Annotated in this window: 18 protein-coding genes and 1 pseudogene; 14 read left to right on the plus strand and 5 right to left on the minus strand. The window is 59.6% G+C overall.

Translation table 11 applies throughout. The annotated features are described in order from the left end of the window. Positions 1 to 5: 5 nt before the first annotated feature. The 3 genes from ACLIRY_RS06510 to ACLIRY_RS06520 are packed head-to-tail and all read left to right on the plus strand — an operon-like array spanning position 6 to position 2881. Entirely contained in the window at positions 6 to 773 is a 768-nt protein-coding gene (locus ACLIRY_RS06510) for a sulfite exporter TauE/SafE family protein (protein ID WP_413204547.1), read from the plus strand. Between the two features lie 54 nt (positions 774 to 827). Then, positions 828 to 1463, plus strand: a complete 636-nt coding sequence (locus ACLIRY_RS06515) for an SCO family protein (RefSeq protein WP_413204548.1) — start codon at positions 828 to 830, stop codon at positions 1461 to 1463. 23 nt (positions 1464 to 1486) lie between these two features. Further along, complete coding sequence (locus ACLIRY_RS06520) at positions 1487 to 2881, plus strand: cobyrinate a,c-diamide synthase (protein ID WP_413204549.1); 1395 nt, start codon at positions 1487 to 1489, stop codon at positions 2879 to 2881. Between the two features lie 145 nt (positions 2882 to 3026). Here ACLIRY_RS06520 and ACLIRY_RS06525 read toward each other — a convergent pair whose 3' ends face one another. Both ACLIRY_RS06525 and ACLIRY_RS06530 read right to left on the minus strand, forming a co-directional pair. After that, positions 3027 to 3581: a methylated-DNA--[protein]-cysteine S-methyltransferase gene (locus tag ACLIRY_RS06525; RefSeq protein ID WP_413204550.1), complete on the minus strand. Its 555-nt coding sequence runs from the start codon at positions 3579 to 3581 to the stop codon at positions 3027 to 3029. Next, on the minus strand, positions 3578 to 5053 hold the full coding sequence (locus tag ACLIRY_RS06530; protein WP_413204551.1) for a DNA-3-methyladenine glycosylase 2 family protein: 1476 nt from the start codon (positions 5051 to 5053) through the stop codon (positions 3578 to 3580). The genes ACLIRY_RS06525 and ACLIRY_RS06530 overlap by 4 nt, the downstream gene beginning before the upstream one ends. A gap of 462 nt (positions 5054 to 5515) precedes the next feature. Here ACLIRY_RS06530 and ACLIRY_RS06535 point away from each other — a divergent pair, with 462 nt between their 5' ends. The 3 genes from ACLIRY_RS06535 to ACLIRY_RS06545 are packed head-to-tail and all read left to right on the plus strand — an operon-like array spanning position 5516 to position 7939. After that, positions 5516 to 6883: a polyhydroxyalkanoate depolymerase gene (locus ACLIRY_RS06535; protein WP_413204552.1), complete on the plus strand. Its 1368-nt coding sequence runs from the start codon at positions 5516 to 5518 to the stop codon at positions 6881 to 6883. Next, complete coding sequence (locus tag ACLIRY_RS06540) at positions 6825 to 7223, plus strand: YcgN family cysteine cluster protein (RefSeq protein ID WP_413204553.1); 399 nt, start codon at positions 6825 to 6827, stop codon at positions 7221 to 7223. Before ACLIRY_RS06535 ends, ACLIRY_RS06540 begins: the two co-directional genes overlap by 59 nt. Further along, a complete protein-coding gene (locus ACLIRY_RS06545) occupies positions 7208 to 7939 on the plus strand; it encodes a M48 family metallopeptidase (RefSeq protein ID WP_413204554.1) in 732 nt (243 codons plus the stop codon). Before ACLIRY_RS06540 ends, ACLIRY_RS06545 begins: the two co-directional genes overlap by 16 nt. A 31-nt stretch (positions 7940 to 7970) precedes the next feature. Here ACLIRY_RS06545 and ACLIRY_RS06550 read toward each other — a convergent pair whose 3' ends face one another. After that, positions 7971 to 8351 carry a pentapeptide repeat-containing protein gene (locus ACLIRY_RS06550; protein WP_413204555.1) on the minus strand — a complete coding sequence of 127 codons (381 nt, stop codon included), beginning with the start codon at positions 8349 to 8351 and terminating at the stop codon, positions 7971 to 7973. A 212-nt stretch (positions 8352 to 8563) separates the two neighbouring features. Between ACLIRY_RS06550 and ACLIRY_RS06555 the strand changes: the two genes are divergently transcribed. The 8 genes and pseudogenes from ACLIRY_RS06555 to ACLIRY_RS06590 all read left to right on the plus strand — a co-directional run bounded on the left by ACLIRY_RS06555 (position 8564) and on the right by ACLIRY_RS06590 (position 16036). Further along, a complete protein-coding gene (locus ACLIRY_RS06555) occupies positions 8564 to 9787 on the plus strand; it encodes a multidrug effflux MFS transporter (RefSeq protein WP_413204556.1) in 1224 nt (407 codons plus the stop codon). Positions 9788 to 9963: 176 nt separating this feature from the next. Beyond that, positions 9964 to 10599: pseudogene (locus ACLIRY_RS06560) on the plus strand (His/Gly/Thr/Pro-type tRNA ligase C-terminal domain-containing protein); the annotation flags it as partial. Between the two features lie 173 nt (positions 10600 to 10772). Further along, positions 10773 to 11294, plus strand: a complete 522-nt coding sequence (gene infC / locus ACLIRY_RS06565) for a translation initiation factor IF-3 (RefSeq protein WP_413204557.1) — start codon at positions 10773 to 10775, stop codon at positions 11292 to 11294. A 1039-nt stretch (positions 11295 to 12333) separates the two neighbouring features. Beyond that, a complete protein-coding gene (locus ACLIRY_RS06570) occupies positions 12334 to 12699 on the plus strand; it encodes a hypothetical protein (protein WP_413204558.1) in 366 nt (121 codons plus the stop codon). 101 nt (positions 12700 to 12800) lie between these two features. Continuing rightward, complete coding sequence (locus ACLIRY_RS06575) at positions 12801 to 14039, plus strand: mechanosensitive ion channel family protein (protein WP_413204559.1); 1239 nt, start codon at positions 12801 to 12803, stop codon at positions 14037 to 14039. A 223-nt stretch (positions 14040 to 14262) separates the two neighbouring features. Beyond that, on the plus strand, positions 14263 to 14853 hold the full coding sequence (locus tag ACLIRY_RS06580) for a YceI family protein (RefSeq protein ID WP_413204560.1): 591 nt from the start codon (positions 14263 to 14265) through the stop codon (positions 14851 to 14853). Between the two features lie 32 nt (positions 14854 to 14885). Next, positions 14886 to 15458 carry a cytochrome b gene (locus tag ACLIRY_RS06585; RefSeq protein ID WP_413204561.1) on the plus strand — a complete coding sequence of 191 codons (573 nt, stop codon included), beginning with the start codon at positions 14886 to 14888 and terminating at the stop codon, positions 15456 to 15458. A 14-nt stretch (positions 15459 to 15472) separates the two neighbouring features. Further along, on the plus strand, positions 15473 to 16036 hold the full coding sequence (locus ACLIRY_RS06590) for a YceI family protein (RefSeq protein ID WP_413204562.1): 564 nt from the start codon (positions 15473 to 15475) through the stop codon (positions 16034 to 16036). Between the two features lie 290 nt (positions 16037 to 16326). On the opposite strand, the gene pssA is transcribed toward ACLIRY_RS06590, so the two are convergent. Continuing rightward, on the minus strand, positions 16327 to 17208 hold the full coding sequence (gene pssA, locus ACLIRY_RS06595) for a CDP-diacylglycerol--serine O-phosphatidyltransferase (RefSeq protein WP_413204563.1): 882 nt from the start codon (positions 17206 to 17208) through the stop codon (positions 16327 to 16329). Beyond that, a complete protein-coding gene (locus ACLIRY_RS06600) occupies positions 17208 to 17921 on the minus strand; it encodes a phosphatidylserine decarboxylase (RefSeq protein ID WP_413204564.1) in 714 nt (237 codons plus the stop codon). Before ACLIRY_RS06600 ends, pssA begins: the two co-directional genes overlap by 1 nt. Positions 17922 to 17976: the final 55 nt, after the last annotated feature.

Below are 17976 nucleotides of genomic sequence, written 5' to 3' on the forward strand. Positions count from 1 at the left end.
TGGCGATGGATCAACAAACCATTCTTCTGCAAATCCTGGATTCCGGAATCGCCCATTGTTCAGCGGTAGTGGTCGAGGATGGCGGGATCCTCGGAGCCCTGTTCATGGCGGGTCTGACGGGCAGCCTTCTCCATTGCACGGGGATGTGCGGTCCCTTTGTGCTGTCCCAAGTGACGGCGCGGATGCAGGCCATCCCCGCTGGAAAGATGCGCGAATGGCACCGCCTGACCGGCGCGGCCCTGGTGCCCTATCACCTGGGGCGGGGCACGACCTACGTCTTCCTGGGGTCTATTGCGGGCGTTCTCGCGGGCACTCTCGGCGGGTTTTCGGCCTTGAAATGGTTGTCCGCTGCTCTTCTGGTTCTGGCCGCCCTGTTGTTCCTGGGGCAGGCCCTGCCCAAGTTCAAGCTGCATCTGCCGGGCCTGCGCTCTTTGGAGCGGATGTGGTCCGATGGCGTGGGGCGCCATGCCAAGGCCCTGTTTGCGGCGCCCAATGGCTGGCGGGGCTACCTGCTTGGGGTTCTCCTGGGCTTCATTCCCTGCGGCCTGCTCTACGGCGCCTTGGCCGCAGCCGCCGCAACGGGCGATGCGCTGGCCGGGGCCATGGGGATGGCAGCCTTCACCCTTGGAACCATTCCGGCTTTGTTCGGCATTGGTGCTGTGGGCCAATTTGCTGTGACCCGGTGGCGGGGTCTGGTCGATACGGTTGCGCCGACATTATTGATTATCAATGCGGGAATCCTTGGTTTCCTGGCCTATGAGCTGGTGGTCTAATCTCTGCTTCTGCTTCCGGTTCCCCCTTTGACGCGTAACGAAAGGACGGGCTTCATGGCGAAAAACAAGTCCCAAAAGGGGGCGCCCCCTTCCCTCAAGGTTTTGGCACCGGTGCTCGCGATTCTGGTCGTGGTGGTTGTGGCAATCGGCGCCCGCTTGGCTTTCATGCCGGGTGGCGAAGGGGAAGCGGCCATCGGTGGTCCCTTTGAACTGGTCAATGGCCAGGGCGAGGCGGTGACCGACAAAGATTTCGCAGGCAAGGATATGCTGATCTACTTCGGTTATACCTATTGTCCGGACGTCTGCCCCACCAACTTATCCCTCATCGGCGCTGCCCTGGATAAGCTGACACCGGAACAGCGGGAGCACATCACGCCCATTTTCATCACCATTGATCCGGAGCGGGATACACCGGATGTGGTGGGAAACTATGCCACGGCCTTCTATCCCACCATGGTGGGCCTGACCGGTACGCCGGAGCAGGTCGCCGCAGCTGCCCGGGCCTATAAGGTGTATTACAAGAAGGTCGAGGAAAAGGGGGATGCCCCCTACCTGATGGACCATTCATCGATCACCTATTTGATGGGGCCGGATGGAAAATTCCTGACCCATTTCTCCCATGGGACAACTCCGGAGAAAATGGCGGAAATTCTGGGGAAATACCTTTCCGGTTCGATTTCGGGATCCTGATGAGCCGGGGGCTTAACCCAGGAATGTCCTCCGTTGGACCGGGCCTGATCCTTGCGGCGCCCTCCTCCGGCTCGGGTAAGACGGTGGTCACCCTGGCCCTTTCCCGGGCTTTGACCCGCCGGGGGGTGGCGGTGGCCGGGGTCAAGGCCGGTCCGGATTACATCGATCCCGCTTTCCACGAGGCCGCCTGTGGGCGGGCCTGCGTCAATATCGATACCTGGGCCATGGGGGCCTCCCTTGTTGCCAGCCTTGCGGCGCGTCAGACCCGAGGAATGGATCTGGTGCTGGCCGAGGGGGTCATGGGCCTGTTCGATGGCGCCCTGGGGGTGGATGCTCCTCTCGCGGACGGATCAGCCGCCTCCCTGGCCGCTCGGACAGGTTGGCCGGTCGTGCTGGTGGTGGATTGTCGGGGCATGGGCGCCAGCGTTGCCGCTTTGGTCTCCGGTTTCGCGCGCCATCGGGCCGATTGTCCCATTGTCGGGGTGATTCTCAACCGGGTTGGTTCGGACCGCCACCTGGAGGCACTCACCCAGGCCATTGCCCAAACCGTTCCTGAGATCCGTGTCCTGGGGGGGCTGCCCCACCGGGCCGATCTGGTGGTTCCCGAACGCCATTTGGGTTTGGTCCAGGCCCGGGAGCATCCGGCCCTGGATCGTTTTCTGGAGGCTGCGGCGGATTGTGTTGCCGAGCACCTGGACCTGGATGCCCTTGTTGCCTTGGCCCGGCCCATTGCTGCAAACGGCAATGGGGAATCCCGACTCCCCCTTCCCCCGTCCAGAACTCCTTGGCCCTTACCGCCTCCGGGGACTCTTTGGCCCTTGCCGCCTCCGGGGCAAAGAATCGCCCTGGCCCTGGATGACGCTTTTGCCTTCACTTACGACGCCGTGCTCGCCGGATGGCGGGCTGCGGGGGCGGAGCTCCTTCCCTTTTCCCCCCTGGCTGACCAGGGACCGGACGGATCCGCCGATGCGATCTACCTGCCCGGCGGTTATCCCGAGCTTCAGGCGGGTCGACTGGCGGACTCCCGTGTCTTCCTCGGCGGCCTCCGTGCCGCTGCGGCCCGGGGCGTGACGATTTTCGGGGAATGCGGGGGCTACATGGTCTTGGGCCGAAGCCTGACCGATGCCCAGGGACGGGTTCATGCCATGGCGGGTCTTCTTCCCGTGGATACCAGTTTTGCCCAACGGAAGCGGCACTTGGGCTACCGGCGGGCAAGCATGCTGGCGTCTGGCTGGTGGGGTGCGGCAGGAGAGGTCCTATCCGGCCATGAGTTCCACTATGCGTCGGTCACGGCGGACTCTGCCGAGGATCGGCTTTATGCGCTTATCGATGCCCAGGGTCGAGACCTGGGGGCTGCAGGCCATCGAAAGGGCACCGTGGCCGGAGGATTCGTCCATTTGATTTCACAGACGGAGTAGCACAGGTTACGCGACCTGCCCTCATTCACCGGTCGAAGGCCTGCGGGCCGTCCATCGCAATCTGCGCGGTACACGACAGCGTCTCGTGTTTTTTGGGCGAGTGCCCAAGCCCATTTGGGGGCAAATGCCCCCTGACGGGAAAACATCAACTGTCGAACAGGTCTCCCATGGCCGGTTTCGGTGCCCTTCGGACTTTGGGTGGTGTCCATCCTTCGTGGTCAAGGAGCCAAGCCTTGCGGTCCAATCCCCCCGCATAGCCGGTCAGCGTGCCATTGGCCCCGATGACCCTGTGGCAGGGCAGGACGATGGCAATGGGGTTCAGGCCATTGGTCCGCCCCACGGCCCGAACCGCCTTGGGGACGCCCAGACGGGCGGCGAAGGCGCCATAGGACAGGGTTTCGCCCGCTGGGATGTGGCGCAACCCCAGCCAGACCGCGCGCTGAAAGGCAGTGCCTCCCGGTTCCAGGGTCAGGGCGTCGAGCGCTTGCAGATCCCCCTTGAAGTATGCTTTGAGCGCGCTGGAAGCGCCCCCCGGATCGGTGGCGGCTGTGACCGAATGGGGCCCAACCGCTTTGGTGAGAAGGGCTGTTCCCCTGTGCTCATAATCGGCGAATTCCACGGCGCGGAGGGTCGTGCCGTCGGAAAAGATGAGGATCTCCCCCAAGGGGCTTTCGATGCGGTCGCGGAACAGGCGGATCATGGGTCGGTCCACAGGTGAAGGGCGGCATAGGCGCGCCAGGGCCGCCAGGCCTCGGCCCGCTCTGAGAGTTGTTTGGGGTTTGGCCGTCCCGAACCCCAGGGACCTTGGTTTTCCAAGGCACGCAGCAAGCCGAGATCACCCACGGGGAAGGCGTCAGGATCGCGGAAGGCCCTGAGCGCGATGTACTGGGCGGTCCAGGGACCGATGCCCGGCAGGGCCTCCAGCCGGGCGCGGGCGGTGTCTGGATCGGCGGTGGGGTCCAGGAGGGTGGGATCGTCCAGCACGGCCCGGGCCAGGGCCGAAAGCGTGCCTGTCCGTCCCGTTGTCAGACCCAGGTCTGTCAAATCGCCGGTGGCCAGGGCCTCGGGGTCGGGAAACAAGCGGTTTGGCTGGCTTGGATCGCCGTCACTGGCATCTTCAAGGGGCTTTCCCAGGCGCGCGACGAGCCGTCCGGCCAGGGTGGTGGCGCCCGCGACGCTGACCTGTTGGCCGAGCACCGCCCGCACGGCCAGTTCAAAGGGATCCCAACAGCCGGGAACCCTCAGGCCGGGATGGGCTGCGATCCGGGGGGCAAGAAGGGGGTCCGTGCCCAGATGGGCGCAGATCGCCGCCGGATCGGCGGCCAGATCCAGCAAACCATGGAGCCGGGCCAGGACCTGTGACAGGGCATCCCAGCGGTTAAGGGTCAGCACCACCCAAAACCACCCCTTTGGATCCCGGGAGAGGATCATCCGCCCTTTGGTCGACCCCAGGGACAACGTTCGCTCGTAGGCGCCGGTTTCGGTGAGTCGTTCCACCCCGGGGATGGCGCGAGCGGCGAGAAATCCGCGCAGGCCCTCCCAGTGATAGGGCTCCGTTGCGGCGAGACGCAGGCGCAGACCAGCCTGAGTGCCGCTCTGTCCGGCTCCCTTTTTTGTGCGACGAAGGTCCCTCGGGCTTTTGCCATAGGTCTCCCGGATCGCTGTCTGGAACCGGCGCGGGCCTCCAAAGCCGGCGGCCAGGGCGACTTCGGTCAAAGAGAGGTCCGTATCTGTCAACAGGGCCTTGGCCAGCAATAGGCGCCGTGCCCGTGCCACAGCGCCCGGCGAGGTGCCCAGGTGCTGGAGGAACAGGCGGCGCAGGTGACGCTCACCGATGCCCAGGCGGTCCGCAAGATCCGTAATGGAGGCATCGTCCAGGGCCCCTTCGGTGATCAGGCGGAGGGCGCGATTGACCGTGGCCTCGGTGCCCAGCCATCCCCCCAGTCCGGGTGCCGTTTCCGGGCGGCAGCGGAGACAGGGGCGGTATCCGGCGGTTAAGGCTTCTGCCGCACTTCGGACGAAATGGCAATGGTCCGGTGCAGGCGTGCGCGCAGGGCAAATCGGACGGCAGAAAATCCCCGTGGTCGAGACACAGGTGAAAAAGCGTCCGTCGAATCGGGAATCCCGGCTGCTCAAGGCCCGATAGCAGGTCTTTGGATCGAGGATTGCCACGGGTGGAGACTCTGCTGTATGAGAGCCAATTTGAGGGATCGAGTCGGTCATGATCCGCCCATTCTGCCCCCTTCCCGTCTCCCCGTCGCGCCATTTTCGGACTCCATGGGCTGCGTTCAGGTCCGCTTCGGTCCGAGTTTTTTTGCACTGCAACATAAAATGATTGGCGATCTGTGTGAAAGGTCCTAGACTCCCTCAACAGGCATGGATCACGGACCTGTCTGACCCGGAGAGCCAGTATTTTCCCTGGTAATCTAGGCTATTAGTAGGATATTGACCTAATATCTTTACAATTTTTCCCATTCCTGGGTATTTTTCTGTCGTCGGACGGTGACTCTTCCGTGACTGGTTATCGGGAAGTGGGACTTGGACGCCAGCTTGGCCCAGACCATCGGGCCTTGCCAGTTTGTCTACCGTAGTGGGTTCGCCGCTCTAGGTTCAACGTCGAGGGAAACATCTGGTATGCTCTACAAACTGCATGAGTTTCAGCACGCGGCCCTGACGCCTCTCCGGTTCGCGGCCCATACCATGCAAGGGGTCTATAGCAATCCCTGGATTCCGGCCTCTTATACCCGGTTTGGTCGGTCCATGGCGGCCTCTGCGTCCCTGATCGAACGGGTGACCCGCCGCTATGGCAAGCCCCAGTTCGACTTGAACCACACAGTGGTTGATGGCCAGCGCACCTGGGTCGAGGAAGTGACGGTCGAGGACCTGCCCTTCTGCGATCTGGTCCATTTCAAGCGCGGCATCGAGCGACCGGACCAGCCCCGCCTGCTGGTGGTGGCTCCCATGTCCGGTCACTATGCGACGCTTTTGCGGGGCACGGTGGAAGCCCTTCTTCCCGACCATGACGTCTATATCACCGATTGGGTGAACGCCCGGGAAGTGCCCGCCGCCGAAGGCCCCTTCGGCTTTGACGACTATGTCCACTACCTGATCCATTTTCTGCGCTTTTTGGGTCCGAACACCCACATGATGGCCGTTTGCCAGCCCAGTGTTCCGGTTTTGGCGGCGGTCTCTCTGATGGCTGAGGACAATGATCCTTGTCGTCCGGCGTCGATGGTGCTGATGGGGGGACCCATCGACACCCGGGTCAATCCCACGGAAGTGAACAAGTTCGCCGACGAACACGAGATGTCCTGGTTCGAGGACAACTTGATTCACACCGTGCCCGGCACCTATCTGGGTGGGGGGCGCAAGGTCTATCCCGGGTTTGTGCAACTGTCGGGCTTCATGGCCATGAATATGGACCGCCATGTCAGCGCCCATTTGAAGTACTTCGAGCATTTGGTGGAGGGCGATGGCGACAGTGCCGAGGACCATCAGACCTTCTATGACGAATACCTGTCGGTGATGGACCTGCCCGCCGAATTCTACCTCGAGACCATTCAGCGCATCTTCAAGGACCACGAACTGGCCGAAGGGGTCCTGAAGTGTAAGGGGCGTCAGGTGGATTGCGGGGCCATCAAGGATGTCTGCCTGCTGACCGTCGAAGGGGAACGGGATGACATCACCGGCAAGGGGCAGACGGCAGCGGCCCATACCCTCTGTGTCAATCTTCCGGAAAGCTTGCGCAAACACCATCTTCAAGACAAGGTGGGCCATTACGGTATCTTCAACGGGCGCCGCTGGCGCGAGGAGATTCTTCCCCATGTCCGGTCGTTTATTCTCGAGGCTGAGGCGAAAGGCCTCGCTCGGGACGAGTCCGTTGCAAAGCGGAAACACATCAAACCCAACCGAAAGGTTCTGGGACTCCAAACCGCTCCAGGACATGACGGAGACGGAATGGGAGAGTTTGTGCGACGGGTGTGGGAAGTGCTGTCTCCATAAGCTGCAGGAAGAGGACACGGGGCGTATCCATTACACCAACGTGGCCTGCGAACTGTTGGATTTGGAAAGCTGCCGGTGCTCCTCTTACGCGACCCGCTGGGATACCGTGCCGGACTGCGTCAAGCTGGTTCCCAAGCTGCTGCATCGCTTGACGTGGATGCCAGAAACATGTGCCTATCGGCTGTTGGCCGACGGCCAACCCCTGCCGCCATGGCATCCCTTGGAAACCGGGGATCCCGATAGTGTGCACCGGGCGGGTATGAGCGTACGCGGTCGCGCCCTGTCCGAGGTCGAGTCGGGTCCCATCGAGGAGCATATCGTCGAATGGGACGACTTGTGAGCGTCTGTTCGGCTCGATCCATGACCCTTGCCCGATCCGTGACCGTTGATGGCCGTGCCCTTCCCGTGACCCTGCGTCGCAACGCCCGCTCTTGCCGATTGTCCCTTCGGATCGACCCCTCGGGCGAGCGGTTGGTTGTCGTTGCGCCCCCCCATGTGTCCGAACGGCTCATTCTGGATTTTGTCCAGGACAAGGAAGAGTGGGTGGCCCGACAGTTGGCGAGCCAGCCGCAGCCCGTTCCCTTTGCCGATGGGGTGATTTTCCCCCTGTTGGGCGAGCCGCAGCGGATTGTTCACCGTCCCGATGCCCGAAGGGGCGTTTGGGCCGAGGACGGAGCGGTTCATGTCTCCGGTCAAGTGGAGCACTTGCCCCGGCGCTTGACCGATTGGTTGAAGGCTCGTGCTCGAGAGGAAATCGGGACCCGGGTCCAGACCCATGCGGCAACCCTGGGGGTCCGTCCGGGTCGGATCACCCTGCGGGATACCCGAACCCGCTGGGGCAGCTGTTCCCACAAGGGGGATCTCTCTTTTTCCTGGCGATTGGTTCTGGCGCCCGTTAACATAGTGAACTATGTAGCAGCCCATGAGGTCGCCCACCTCTCGGTCTTTGACCATTCCCCAAAATTTTGGGCGGTGGTCGCCCGTTTGGTGGAGGATCACGAACAGGCACAGTCCTGGCTCAAGCAAAAGGGCTCAGGCCTGCACCGGTATGGTTAGGGTTGGTGTTCGATCTCCTTGGAGTCAGATCCTACCGTTTTGCCTTTTCGTAGGCGTCAAACAGATCGGTTACGAGAACACCATTAATGCGCAATCCTGTCACATCCGCATTTTCGATGGTTGAATGCGCCAGGGTGGCATCCTTGATCGTCAACCGAGAGAGGTTCGCATTTGTGAAGATGGCGCCTGCCAAAGTCACGTTGTTGAACCGAGCATCCGCAAGGGCGATATCGTCAAAATCGGCTTCACAGAGATTGGTGTCCGTGAATTTCGCCTTGCTCAGGACCGCATAAAACCGCGCGCCAGTGAGGTTGACGCCATCGAAATTGGCCCCGGACAGATCGGCCCGCCTGTACTCTGTGCCTTGCAGTTGAAGGCCATCAAAGGGGGGCTGGTTTTGTTGCTCGTTCACGGTCGGTTTCTCCGATCAGAGGTAGTATCAACCTAAACAATATTGGAATGAAAGAATATATGAAATTGTAGAAAAATGATCTATTTTATTTTGTAATTAGCGGGAAAGAACTTCTATATTTTCCCTTATATGATCCGAAATATCCTCAAGTCGACGATTTTTTTATGAATTTTGGACAGCGTTATTGTCTTGATAAGGGAGTTTGATTACCCATGCCTCTCCTTCCCACGCGCCTGATGCGCGGTGGCGCGGATCCCAGGTCTCTTGGTATTTCCGTCCTTCTGACTGGTCTGGTCGCCTTGGGTGCAGTCAGTACGGATTTGTACCTACCCTCCCTTCCGGCCATGGTGGATTACTTCGGCGTTGATGTCTCGCTGGTCCAGTTGACCTTGTCCGTTTTCGCCATTGGTATGGCCCTGGGTATGGTACTCCATGGTCCCCTCTCCGACCGTTTCGGACGGCGCCCGGTTGTTCTGGGCGGACTCTTTCTCTATAGCGTTGCTTCGGTCGCCTGTGTTCTGGCGCCGGATATCCATTTTCTGATCGCTGCCCGCTTCGTGCAGGCGCTGGGAGCCTGTGGTGGAGTTGTCGTGGGACGAGCCATCGTGCGGGATGTGTATGGGGTGGAGGGTTCGGCCCGCATGCTGTCTTACATGACCTCCGCCATGGCTCTGGCTCCGGCCTTGGCGCCGATCTTGGGGGGGTGGTTGCATGCGGCCTTCGGTTGGTGGGCCAATTTCCTGGTGCTGGTTGGATTTGGGGCCGTGATGTTGTTCTGTGTGGCGGTCTTCCTGCGGGAAACCAATGCCCATCGGGATCCCTCGGCAATTTCTCCCATCGCCATGGGACGGAACTACCTGACCCTTCTGCGTAATCGCATTTATCTGGGTCATGCCTTGGTGGTGGCCTTTACCTTTGGGGGATTGTTCAGCTTTATTTCCGGGTCCAGCTTTGTGATCATCGATGTGCTGGGAGTGGATGCCCGGAATTTTGGCTTCGTTTTCTTCTTTTTCGCCATGAGTTATACTTTGGGTGCCATTTGTGGCGGACGGGTGTCCCGCCGCTTGGGATTGGCTTGGTTGATCAACCTGGGGCTTGGGGTGAGTATCGTTGCCGATCTCTCCGGGGTGGCTCTGGCCTGGATGGGGGTGGAGTCGGTCTGGTCGGTCATGCCATTCATTTGCGGGCATTCGCTCGCTTGCGCCTTTATCATGCCCAATGGCATGGCCGGGGCCATTGGACCCTTCCCACGTATGGCAGGGGCAGCCAGCTCTCTTTTGGGATTCACGCAAATGGCTGTGGGGTCGATCGCCGGCTACGCAGTGGGAGTCTTCCATGACGGGACAACCCGGTCCTTGATGACAAGCATTGGCATTTGCGCGGTTTTGGCGCTGGCTTCCTGGTCCCTGCTGGTCGGGATCCGGAAAAAGGCTTGAGATTTCGTGGAAACGGGCGGGATTCCGATTCCCCAGACCCGTCCCATCGTCTAACGTGCCGATCCCTTAAGAACCTCTACCCTTGCGAAGGTTGAAGGAACAATGGTCGCCATTTCTCTTCCCGACGGCAGCGTCCGTGAGTTCGATGGTCCGGTAACGGGCCTCCGGATCGCCAAGGACATCGGTCCACCTGGAACAAGGCCGAGGCGGCCCTGAAGGAAGCCACCGATGCGGCGGGCCTGGAATGGACATTGAATCCGGGAAAAGGCGCCTTCTATGGTCCCAAATTGGAATTTGTCCTACCCGATGCCATCGGGCGGGATTGGCAGTGTGGTACCCGGCAGGTGGACTTTGTTCTGCCCGATCGGTTGGGCGCCGATTACGTGGGCGAGGATGGTGACAAACACCGTCCCGTGATGCTCCACCGGGCCATTTTGGGCACCTTCGAGCGCTTCATGGGCATTTTGATCGAGAACTGCGCGGGTAAATTCTCCCTCTGGCTGGTGCCCGTTCAAGCGGTGGTGGCGACCATTACCTCTGACGCGGATGACGACGCCAAAGATGTGCTCGCGGGGCTGAAAGCCAAGGGTCTCCAGGCAACGTTGGATATTCGCAACGAAAAAATCAACGACAAGGTCCGGGAACATTCCGTGGCCAAGGTCCCCGTGATCCTGGTTGTCGGCAAGAAGGAGGCGGAGGAAAAGATCATCGCCATTCGCCGTTTGGGTGGAAAAGCCCAGGAAGTTCTTGCGCTCGCGGACACCCTTGATACACTCCAATTGGAGTCCGTCCCTCCCGATCTTCTTGGGTAATATCCGATTTCGGGGGTTGGGGCTGGCTTTCAGCCCCGATTTAGGGGGCACATGTTCCAGGAAATGGGTCCCCCCCCCGGTTCGGTCCGGGGATTGGGTGAACTCGGAACGGTTCCCCCCATGCGCGCTGTTTCGTAAACCATAGGGAGATTGGAAACATAGCCAGGCCACCGATGCAGGCGTCGCCGTCCAAGGATGGACCGCGCGCCAACCGGGATATTCGCGTTCCCGAAGTGCGTTTGATCGATGAAGAAGGCGAGAATGTAGGGGTCGTGTCGACGCGCGACGCTATTGCTCGTGCAGAAAATGTCGGTCTTGATCTCGTGGAGATTTCTCCCAACGCTGATCCTCCCGTCTGCAAGATCCTCGATCTGGGTAAGTTCAAGTACGAAGCCCAGAAGAAGAAAAACGAGGCCAAGAAAAAGCAGAAGGTCATCGAGATCAAAGAGATCAAACTTCGTCCGAATATCGACGAGAATGATTACGAAGTGAAGATGCGCAATGCGAAGCGTTTCCTGGAAGACGGCGACAAGGTCAAGGTAACCATGCGGTTCCGTGGCCGGGAAATGGCCCACCAGGAAATCGGCATGAACGTTCTACGACGCGTGAGTACCGAAATGGGTGAGATCGCCAAGGTGGAGCAGCATCCGAAGCTCGAAGGTCGGCAGATGATCATGGTTATCGCGCCAAAGTAAGGGCTGTCCCCGCTTTGTGTGGGAGGACTGTGAGTTCAATCGAACTCCTGTTTTTAGAGCATAGAGCGGAAAAGTGGGAACCGGTTTTCCGATCCACTCGATGCTCTAACCATATGATTTTAGATCAAACTATCTGCCGTAAATCGGAACCGATTTAGGGCGGTTTGATCTAAGAGCCCCCGTCTTGGGAGACAAAGTCTCTTTGGGTGTCTGGAGTGAGACGGGATCAGCTTGGAACAAGCTGGGCCCGCTTCACTCTCATTCTACAAGTTTTAAAGTATCTTCGAGATCAAGTTTGGTCGCGAAGCGATCCAACTTGATCTCGGAATACTCTAGGCGAGGGCCGCTTCCATCTGGGCGGCCCTTTTTGTTTTAGATCAAATGGTTAGAGCATTTTGTCTGATTTAAAACAGGGTGTACGACAGGGAGTGTTTTCCTGTCATGGAGCTTTGCCCTGTCCCCCACTGGGGCTGAAAGGCACTCTAAAATCTATATATACTCTGTGTCCTTGAAAATGTTGCTGGGCTCTGCCCAGACCCACAAAGGGTCACGGACCCTTTGATCCCATTGGTAAAAAAACGAAGGGGGGTCCGGGGCCTCAGGCCCCGGTGGGGAGTGGGGCAAAGCCCCGCATTTTTCGGTCTGTCAAGGAAACGGGATATATAAAAAAAGGGGGTTTGGGCAACCGCCCAAAAAAGACGAGACACGGTCGTGTACCGTAATTGCACAAATCAAGCAGAACGCTTTCATATTAAGGTGCAATAAGTTTGACTTATCGCACCTTGGCAGCGACCGATTGGCAGCGACCTCTCATGGCTGGTAAAAGCCCGCTTGGCGTTTGAACGCAATAAACACGGCATGGGGTTGACCCCAAGCTGTTTGGGATAAGACGGACGGAAAACCTTGGGAAGATTTCTGTTCGATTGGACAGTGAGGGTTTCAATAAATTTGAGGAATCTGGCGGGTCGACCAACCATTGGGCTCTTCCCTTTCCTCGCCAAAAGGCGGTAACGTAGACTCAATGAGGGTGGGGATTTAGATGGCAGATCAAAAAAAAGTTCAAGCAGCGCTTCAGACATCCATCAAGGTGTTGGAATCCGTCGTCAAGGAACAGGAGCGGGCCGTGTCCCGCATTTTAGGCCTATCGGAACTGTTGATCGAGAAGGCCCAAGATCCGGTGACCGAAATGCGGGTCGAGGCGGTAATGGAAGCCTGTACCTTCCAGGACATCACCGGGCAGCAGATCCGCAAGGTTGCCTCCTTCCTGAAGCATTTGAAAATGCTCCAGCAAGATCTGGAGATGGATGGAGCGGCTACGGCAGCGGTGGCTGATGCCCAGGCAAAAGCCCAAGGGGGGCTGAACCAGGAACAGGTCGATAAGCTGTTGCGAGGCGAGGCCCTGTAGGGGTTTGTTTCGGTGAATGCTGTACGGCTTCATATTGCACTGCGGCAACCAAACCCGGACCCGCCCGTTTGTTCCCCAGGTATCAAGACCTGGGAGACCCCATGCCAGTCGAGAGCATCAAAGCGGAAATCGTGACCATCCAGGAAACCACCAGTTCCTGGATTGCCCAATTCAACGGCACTTGGCTGTGGGTCGGCCTCGCCCTGCTGATCATCGGGAGTTGTCTTGGTGCCGCTCTTTTGGTGCACCGGGCGGTCTGGCGGTCGGTCGCCGCCCGTTTGCCGCGTCCCTCCGCCCGCGCCTTCACAACGCGCCTCCGCCGCCCGACTCGCCTTGCGGCTGCGTTGGGTGGATTGATCCTGGCCTTCTCCGTCCTGCCTTTTGACAACGACATGCGCTTGATTGCCAACCGGGTGCTTGCCCTTGGGACGATCATGATGGTGGGCTGGAGTACGATTGCTCTGATCAAGGCTGGCGCAGAGCTATCCATCCTCCGCTTCCGCATCGACGAGGAAGACAATCTCCAGGCCCGCAAGTTCCAGACCCAAATGCGGTTGTTCGTTCGCGCGGGCACCTTGCTGATTGGTTTGGTCACCGTGGGATCCATGTTGTTGACCATTCCTCAGGTCCGGGAATTCGGGGTCGGATTGTTCGCTTCTGCTGGTGTTGCCGGCATCGTCATGGGTATCGCCGCTCGACCCGTGCTGTCGAACCTGATCGCCGGCGTTCAGATCGCCCTGAGCCAGCCCATCCGAATTGAGGATGCCGTGGTGGTCGAAGGGGAATGGGGCTGGATCGAAGAAATTACCCTGACCTATGTGGTTATCCGCATATGGGATTGGCGCCGATTGGTGGTTCCCTTGACCCACTTCGTGGAAAAGCCCTATCAGAATTGGACCCGGGAAAGTGCAAGCATCATCGGCTCCGTCTTTTGGGAAGTGGATCCCACCGCACCCTTTGAGGCCATGCGGGCAAAGTTGTCCGACCTACTCGCGGAGAGTCCCCTTTGGGACGGCAATGTGAATGTCCTACAGGTCACGGATTCCGGCGCGCATACGGTTCAGCTCCGTGCTTTGATGAGCGCCAAGAACAGCCCCGTTGCCTGGGATTTGCGCTGCGAGATCCGGGAAAAGATGATCACTTGGCTTCAAAGCGACTATCCCGAAGCCCTGCCCCGCCTTCGTGCACAGATGGTGGATACTCGGCCGGATCACGAGACTCCGTCGCCTGCCCAGCCCGCGCAGCCCGGGGATGTGGTTTCTGCTGGGGATGCCGGATTGCGCCAGTCCTTTAAGACCGAACACCTCAGCAATGAATCCCCCGTAGGCCTGGATGAGTAGAAAAGAAACCCAAGGACCAATACGGGAAATTTTCGCAACAAAAATGCTTAATATGTTCAAGTTGTCCATGATTCATGGATAATCATGTTCTCACGGGCTTGGTTCCGCAAGTGCGAGACGAGGCGTAGATATCGGGCATACGGACGGTCCCCAAAGACAGCCTACCGGGACAGTCCCTTCCTGAAATCACAAGCTGCCATTCGCGCACCGGAGATCCAAAGCCATGATTCGTGCTTCCCTGACAAAATTCGTCCTGCCCTTGGCCTTTGCCGTCGGCCTGACTGCGACCCCTGCCCTGGCCGATGTGGAATCCTATGCCATCGACAAGGACCACACCTCCATCGTTTTCAACGTCAACCACATGGGCTTCTCCACCTTCGTTGGCGAATTCACGGACTTCGACGGCGCCATTTCCTTCGACCGTGAGGATCCGTCCAAGAGCTCCGTGACGTTCACTATCGACATGAAGAGCGTCGAAACCAACGTGCCCAAACTGGACGAGCATCTGCAGTCCGCCGACTTCTTCGATGTGGCCAAATTCCCCACCGCCACCTTCAAGAGCACGGCCATTGAGGTGACCGGCGACAACACCGCCAAGATCACCGGTGATCTGTCCCTGCACGGCGTGACCAAGCCGGTGACCTTGACTGTGACTCTGAACAAGGCCGCCAAACATCCGTTCTTTGATGCCTATGTGGCTGGTTTCACCGGTTCCGCCACCGTGACCCGCACGGAATTCGGCATCAAGACCTACGCTCCGGCCGTTGGAGACCAAGTGGACATTCTGATCAATCTGGAAGGGACCCGTCAGTAACTGCAGAAAGAGCGAGAGGAAGGAGATTGGCTATGGCCAGACTGTCCGACACGCAGACCGCCTTTGGTGCAGTGACCAAATTAGCCCATTGGCTTACGGCCCTGACCGTTTTTGGAATGATCGGCCTGGGTTTATATATGGCCGATCTCCCCCTCGGTGCGGCCAAGCTAGAGCTCTATGGGCTGCATAAGTCCATTGGAGTCGTGGTTTTGGTGGTGACCCTCGCGCGCTTTGGGTGGCGGTCCCGCCAGCCCGGCCCGGGTGCCTTGCCGTCCCATGTGGCATGGGAACACCTTTTGGCCAAGGCGACCCATCTGGCTCTCTACGCTTGCCTGATTGGCCTTCCCTTGACGGGGTGGATCGCCAGTTCCGCTGCGGGATTTCCGGTCAGTGTCTTTGGCTTGTTCACCTTGCCCAATCTGGTGGGACCGGACCCGTCTTTGCAGAAGGGGGCTGCGGCGATTCATTCCTGGATGGCTTGGGCCATGATGGGGTTGATCGGGCTGCATATCCTGGGTGCCCTAAAGCACCATGTGGTGGACAAGGACGAAACATTGCGCCGCATGGCGCCCCACGGCGCCAAGTCGGCCTCCCCTTTCCTCTAATCGGAGACTTCCCGATGATTGCTTTTCGCATCGGCGCACCCCTGTTGGCGGGCGGCCTGTTCCTGGCCAGCCCGGTCTGGGCGGCGGATAGCTGGACTACGGTTCCCAGCGACAGCGCCTTGACCTTCCAGGGCAGTCAGATGGGTGCCGACTTTACCGGCCATTTTCAATCTTTCTCGTCTGATATCCTTTTTTCTCCGGACGATCTGCCGGGCAGCAAGGTGGATGTGACCATCGACATGATGTCAGCGACGACGGGCAGCGCAGATCGGGATGCCCAGATCCCCCAAGGGCCCTGGTTTGCCGCCGAAGACCATCCTACCGCCCATTTCGTCACCACGGCCATTGCCCCGGGTGCCGACGGTGGCTATCTGGCCCAGGCGGAGCTGACCATCCGGGAGGTGACAAAACCAGTGGAGATCCCCTTCACGGTGGCGATCGACGGTGCCAAGGCTGTAGCCGATGGATCCCTGACCATTGATCGGGTGGACTACCATGTGGGTCTGGGAGAATGGGAAAGCGGCGATGCCGTGGGCCGTGATGTGACCATTACGTTCCATATCGAAGCGACGAAATAGGCGGCGTCACAGGAGCCTCCTCTTGGTCGCTTCCAAGGGGGCTGCTCCAAGGTCCGGTGAATTTAACCACGGTACACGACAGTCGTGCTTTCCCGTCCCCCACTGGGGCCGAAAGGCCCCAACCCATTATTTTTGGCCGAAAGGCCCCAGACCCCAAGCTGTTATTTTTAAAAGAAAAATGGGGGTTTGGGGGCATCGCCCCCAAAGGGGTTTGGGCACTCGCCCAAAAACACGAGACACTGTCGTGCACCGTGGAATTTAACGCACCGCACCTTGCTCTTATCGGGATCCTATTGGCCTTTGGCGGTGTCATCCGTTTCACCCAGTCCCGACTCGCCTGTGTCTGGCGGCGAAAGCTCGGCCTCTCCGGCTTCCCGTTCTTTGGCCACCTGTTGGGCTTCCCGCTCCAGCTTGCGGAAGGATCGCAGGCCAAAGGGAATGGTTCCGATATAGATCACGCCCAGAATCCCCAGGGTCATCCAGGGATTGGTGACCAGGAAGGCGGCCAGCACACCTATTCCCACCATCAGTGGCAGGACAGCCCGATTGGGAACCTTCATCTTCTTGAAGCTGAAGGTGGGCAGTTGGCTGACCATCAGGGCGGCGACACCCACCAGGAAGACGGCCACCACCGGGGGCTTGGCAAAGAATTCGGGAGCGATTTCGAAGGAGAGAATCATGGGCAACAACACCAGCCCGGCTGCAGCCGGAGCGGGAACGCCCGTAAAATAGTTGTAAGCCCAGGAGGGCAGATCCTTCTCTCCCATCAATTGGGTGTTGAAGCGAGCGAGTCGTAAACCACAACAGACAACGTAGAGCAGGACCAGCGCCCAGCCGATGCCGCCCGCGGTGTTCATGGTCCACAGATAGAGCAGGATGGCCGGGGTGACGCCAAAGCAGACGAAGTCCGACAGGCTGTCCAGCTCGGCCCCAAACTGGCTGGTGCCCTTGAGCATACGCGCCACCCGTCCATCCAGCCCGTCCAGAGCTGCAGCAAGGAAAATCGCCATGACGGCCTTTTCGAATTCCTCACGCAGACCGTAGCGGATGGCCGTCAATCCGGCGCAGAGGGCCAGAAGGGTCATCACGTTGGGCACGATCTTGTTGAGGGGCAGACCCTTCAGGCGGGGCGTGCGACGGCGAGAGGGTTGGAAGCGGCGGCGGCGTCCCATCAACGGAGAACTCCCGGGCGTTCGGGTTCGGAAGACGCCAGGTCGGCGATCACGGTCTCACCGGACACGCAGTTCTGTCCGGGGGCGACCAGCGGCGCGGCGCCGGGCGGAAGGTAGATGTCCAGGCGGCTGCCAAAGCGGATCAGACCCATCACCTCGCCAGTCAGGACCAACTGACCCTTGGTCAGGTCGCAGCGGATGCGACGGGCAACCAGACCGGCAATCTGGACGAAGGCGAGCTGTCCGCGCTCCCCATGCAGGTCCAGGACCACGGAATTGCGTTCATTGTCTTCGCTGGCCTTATCCAGGGTCGCATTCACGAACTTGCCCTTGGAATAGACGATGTCCTTGACCGTACCGGCGATGGGCGCGCGATTCACATGGCAGTCGAAGACGCTCATGAACACGCTGATCCGTTGACGTGGGCCCGGGGGATCCAGGTTCAGTTCGGCGGGGGGATCAACCTCGCCCACCATCTGGACGATTCCGCTGGCCGGCGTCACCACCAACCCGTCCCGATCGGGGACCATGCGCTTGGGGTTGCGGAAGAAGAAGAAGCACCAGACGCAGGCCATCAGGGCGGGGATCAGCAGCCAATCCCACAGCAGCCAAAGGCCCAGGGTGGCGGCGATGAACACGGCCAGGAAGCGCCAACCCTCGGGGTGGAGTTCGGGCAGCAGATAGGTTTTCCAGCCGATGTCAAAACGTCGCACGGCGGTGTCCTCCATGGTTTTGAAACAAGGAAACGGGAACGGCGGGGGATCCGTT

Origin of the sequence: Rhodospirillum sp. A1_3_36, assembly GCF_047263945.1 — a bacterium.
Lineage (GTDB): Bacteria > Pseudomonadota > Alphaproteobacteria > Rhodospirillales > Rhodospirillaceae > Rhodospirillum.

Coding starts and splice junctions, on each gene's coding strand:
- ACLIRY_RS06510 (WP_413204547.1), top strand. CDS start 6: ATGGATCAACAAACCATTCTTCTGCAAATCCTGGATTCCGGAATCGCC.
- ACLIRY_RS06515 (WP_413204548.1), top strand. CDS start 828: ATGGCGAAAAACAAGTCCCAAAAGGGGGCGCCCCCTTCCCTCAAGGTT.
- ACLIRY_RS06520 (WP_413204549.1), top strand. CDS start 1,487: ATGTCCTCCGTTGGACCGGGCCTGATCCTTGCGGCGCCCTCCTCCGGC.
- ACLIRY_RS06525 (WP_413204550.1), bottom strand. CDS start 3,581: ATGATCCGCCTGTTCCGCGACCGCATCGAAAGCCCCTTGGGGGAGATC.
- ACLIRY_RS06535 (WP_413204552.1), top strand. CDS start 5,516: ATGCTCTACAAACTGCATGAGTTTCAGCACGCGGCCCTGACGCCTCTC.
- ACLIRY_RS06540 (WP_413204553.1), top strand. CDS start 6,825: ATGACGGAGACGGAATGGGAGAGTTTGTGCGACGGGTGTGGGAAGTGC.
- ACLIRY_RS06545 (WP_413204554.1), top strand. CDS start 7,208: ATGGGACGACTTGTGAGCGTCTGTTCGGCTCGATCCATGACCCTTGCC.
- ACLIRY_RS06555 (WP_413204556.1), top strand. CDS start 8,564: ATGCCTCTCCTTCCCACGCGCCTGATGCGCGGTGGCGCGGATCCCAGG.
- infC (WP_413204557.1), top strand. CDS start 10,773: ATGCAGGCGTCGCCGTCCAAGGATGGACCGCGCGCCAACCGGGATATT.
- ACLIRY_RS06570 (WP_413204558.1), top strand. CDS start 12,334: ATGGCAGATCAAAAAAAAGTTCAAGCAGCGCTTCAGACATCCATCAAG.
- ACLIRY_RS06575 (WP_413204559.1), top strand. CDS start 12,801: ATGCCAGTCGAGAGCATCAAAGCGGAAATCGTGACCATCCAGGAAACC.
- ACLIRY_RS06580 (WP_413204560.1), top strand. CDS start 14,263: ATGATTCGTGCTTCCCTGACAAAATTCGTCCTGCCCTTGGCCTTTGCC.
- ACLIRY_RS06585 (WP_413204561.1), top strand. CDS start 14,886: ATGGCCAGACTGTCCGACACGCAGACCGCCTTTGGTGCAGTGACCAAA.
- ACLIRY_RS06590 (WP_413204562.1), top strand. CDS start 15,473: ATGATTGCTTTTCGCATCGGCGCACCCCTGTTGGCGGGCGGCCTGTTC.
- pssA (WP_413204563.1), bottom strand. CDS start 17,208: ATGGGACGCCGCCGCCGCTTCCAACCCTCTCGCCGTCGCACGCCCCGC.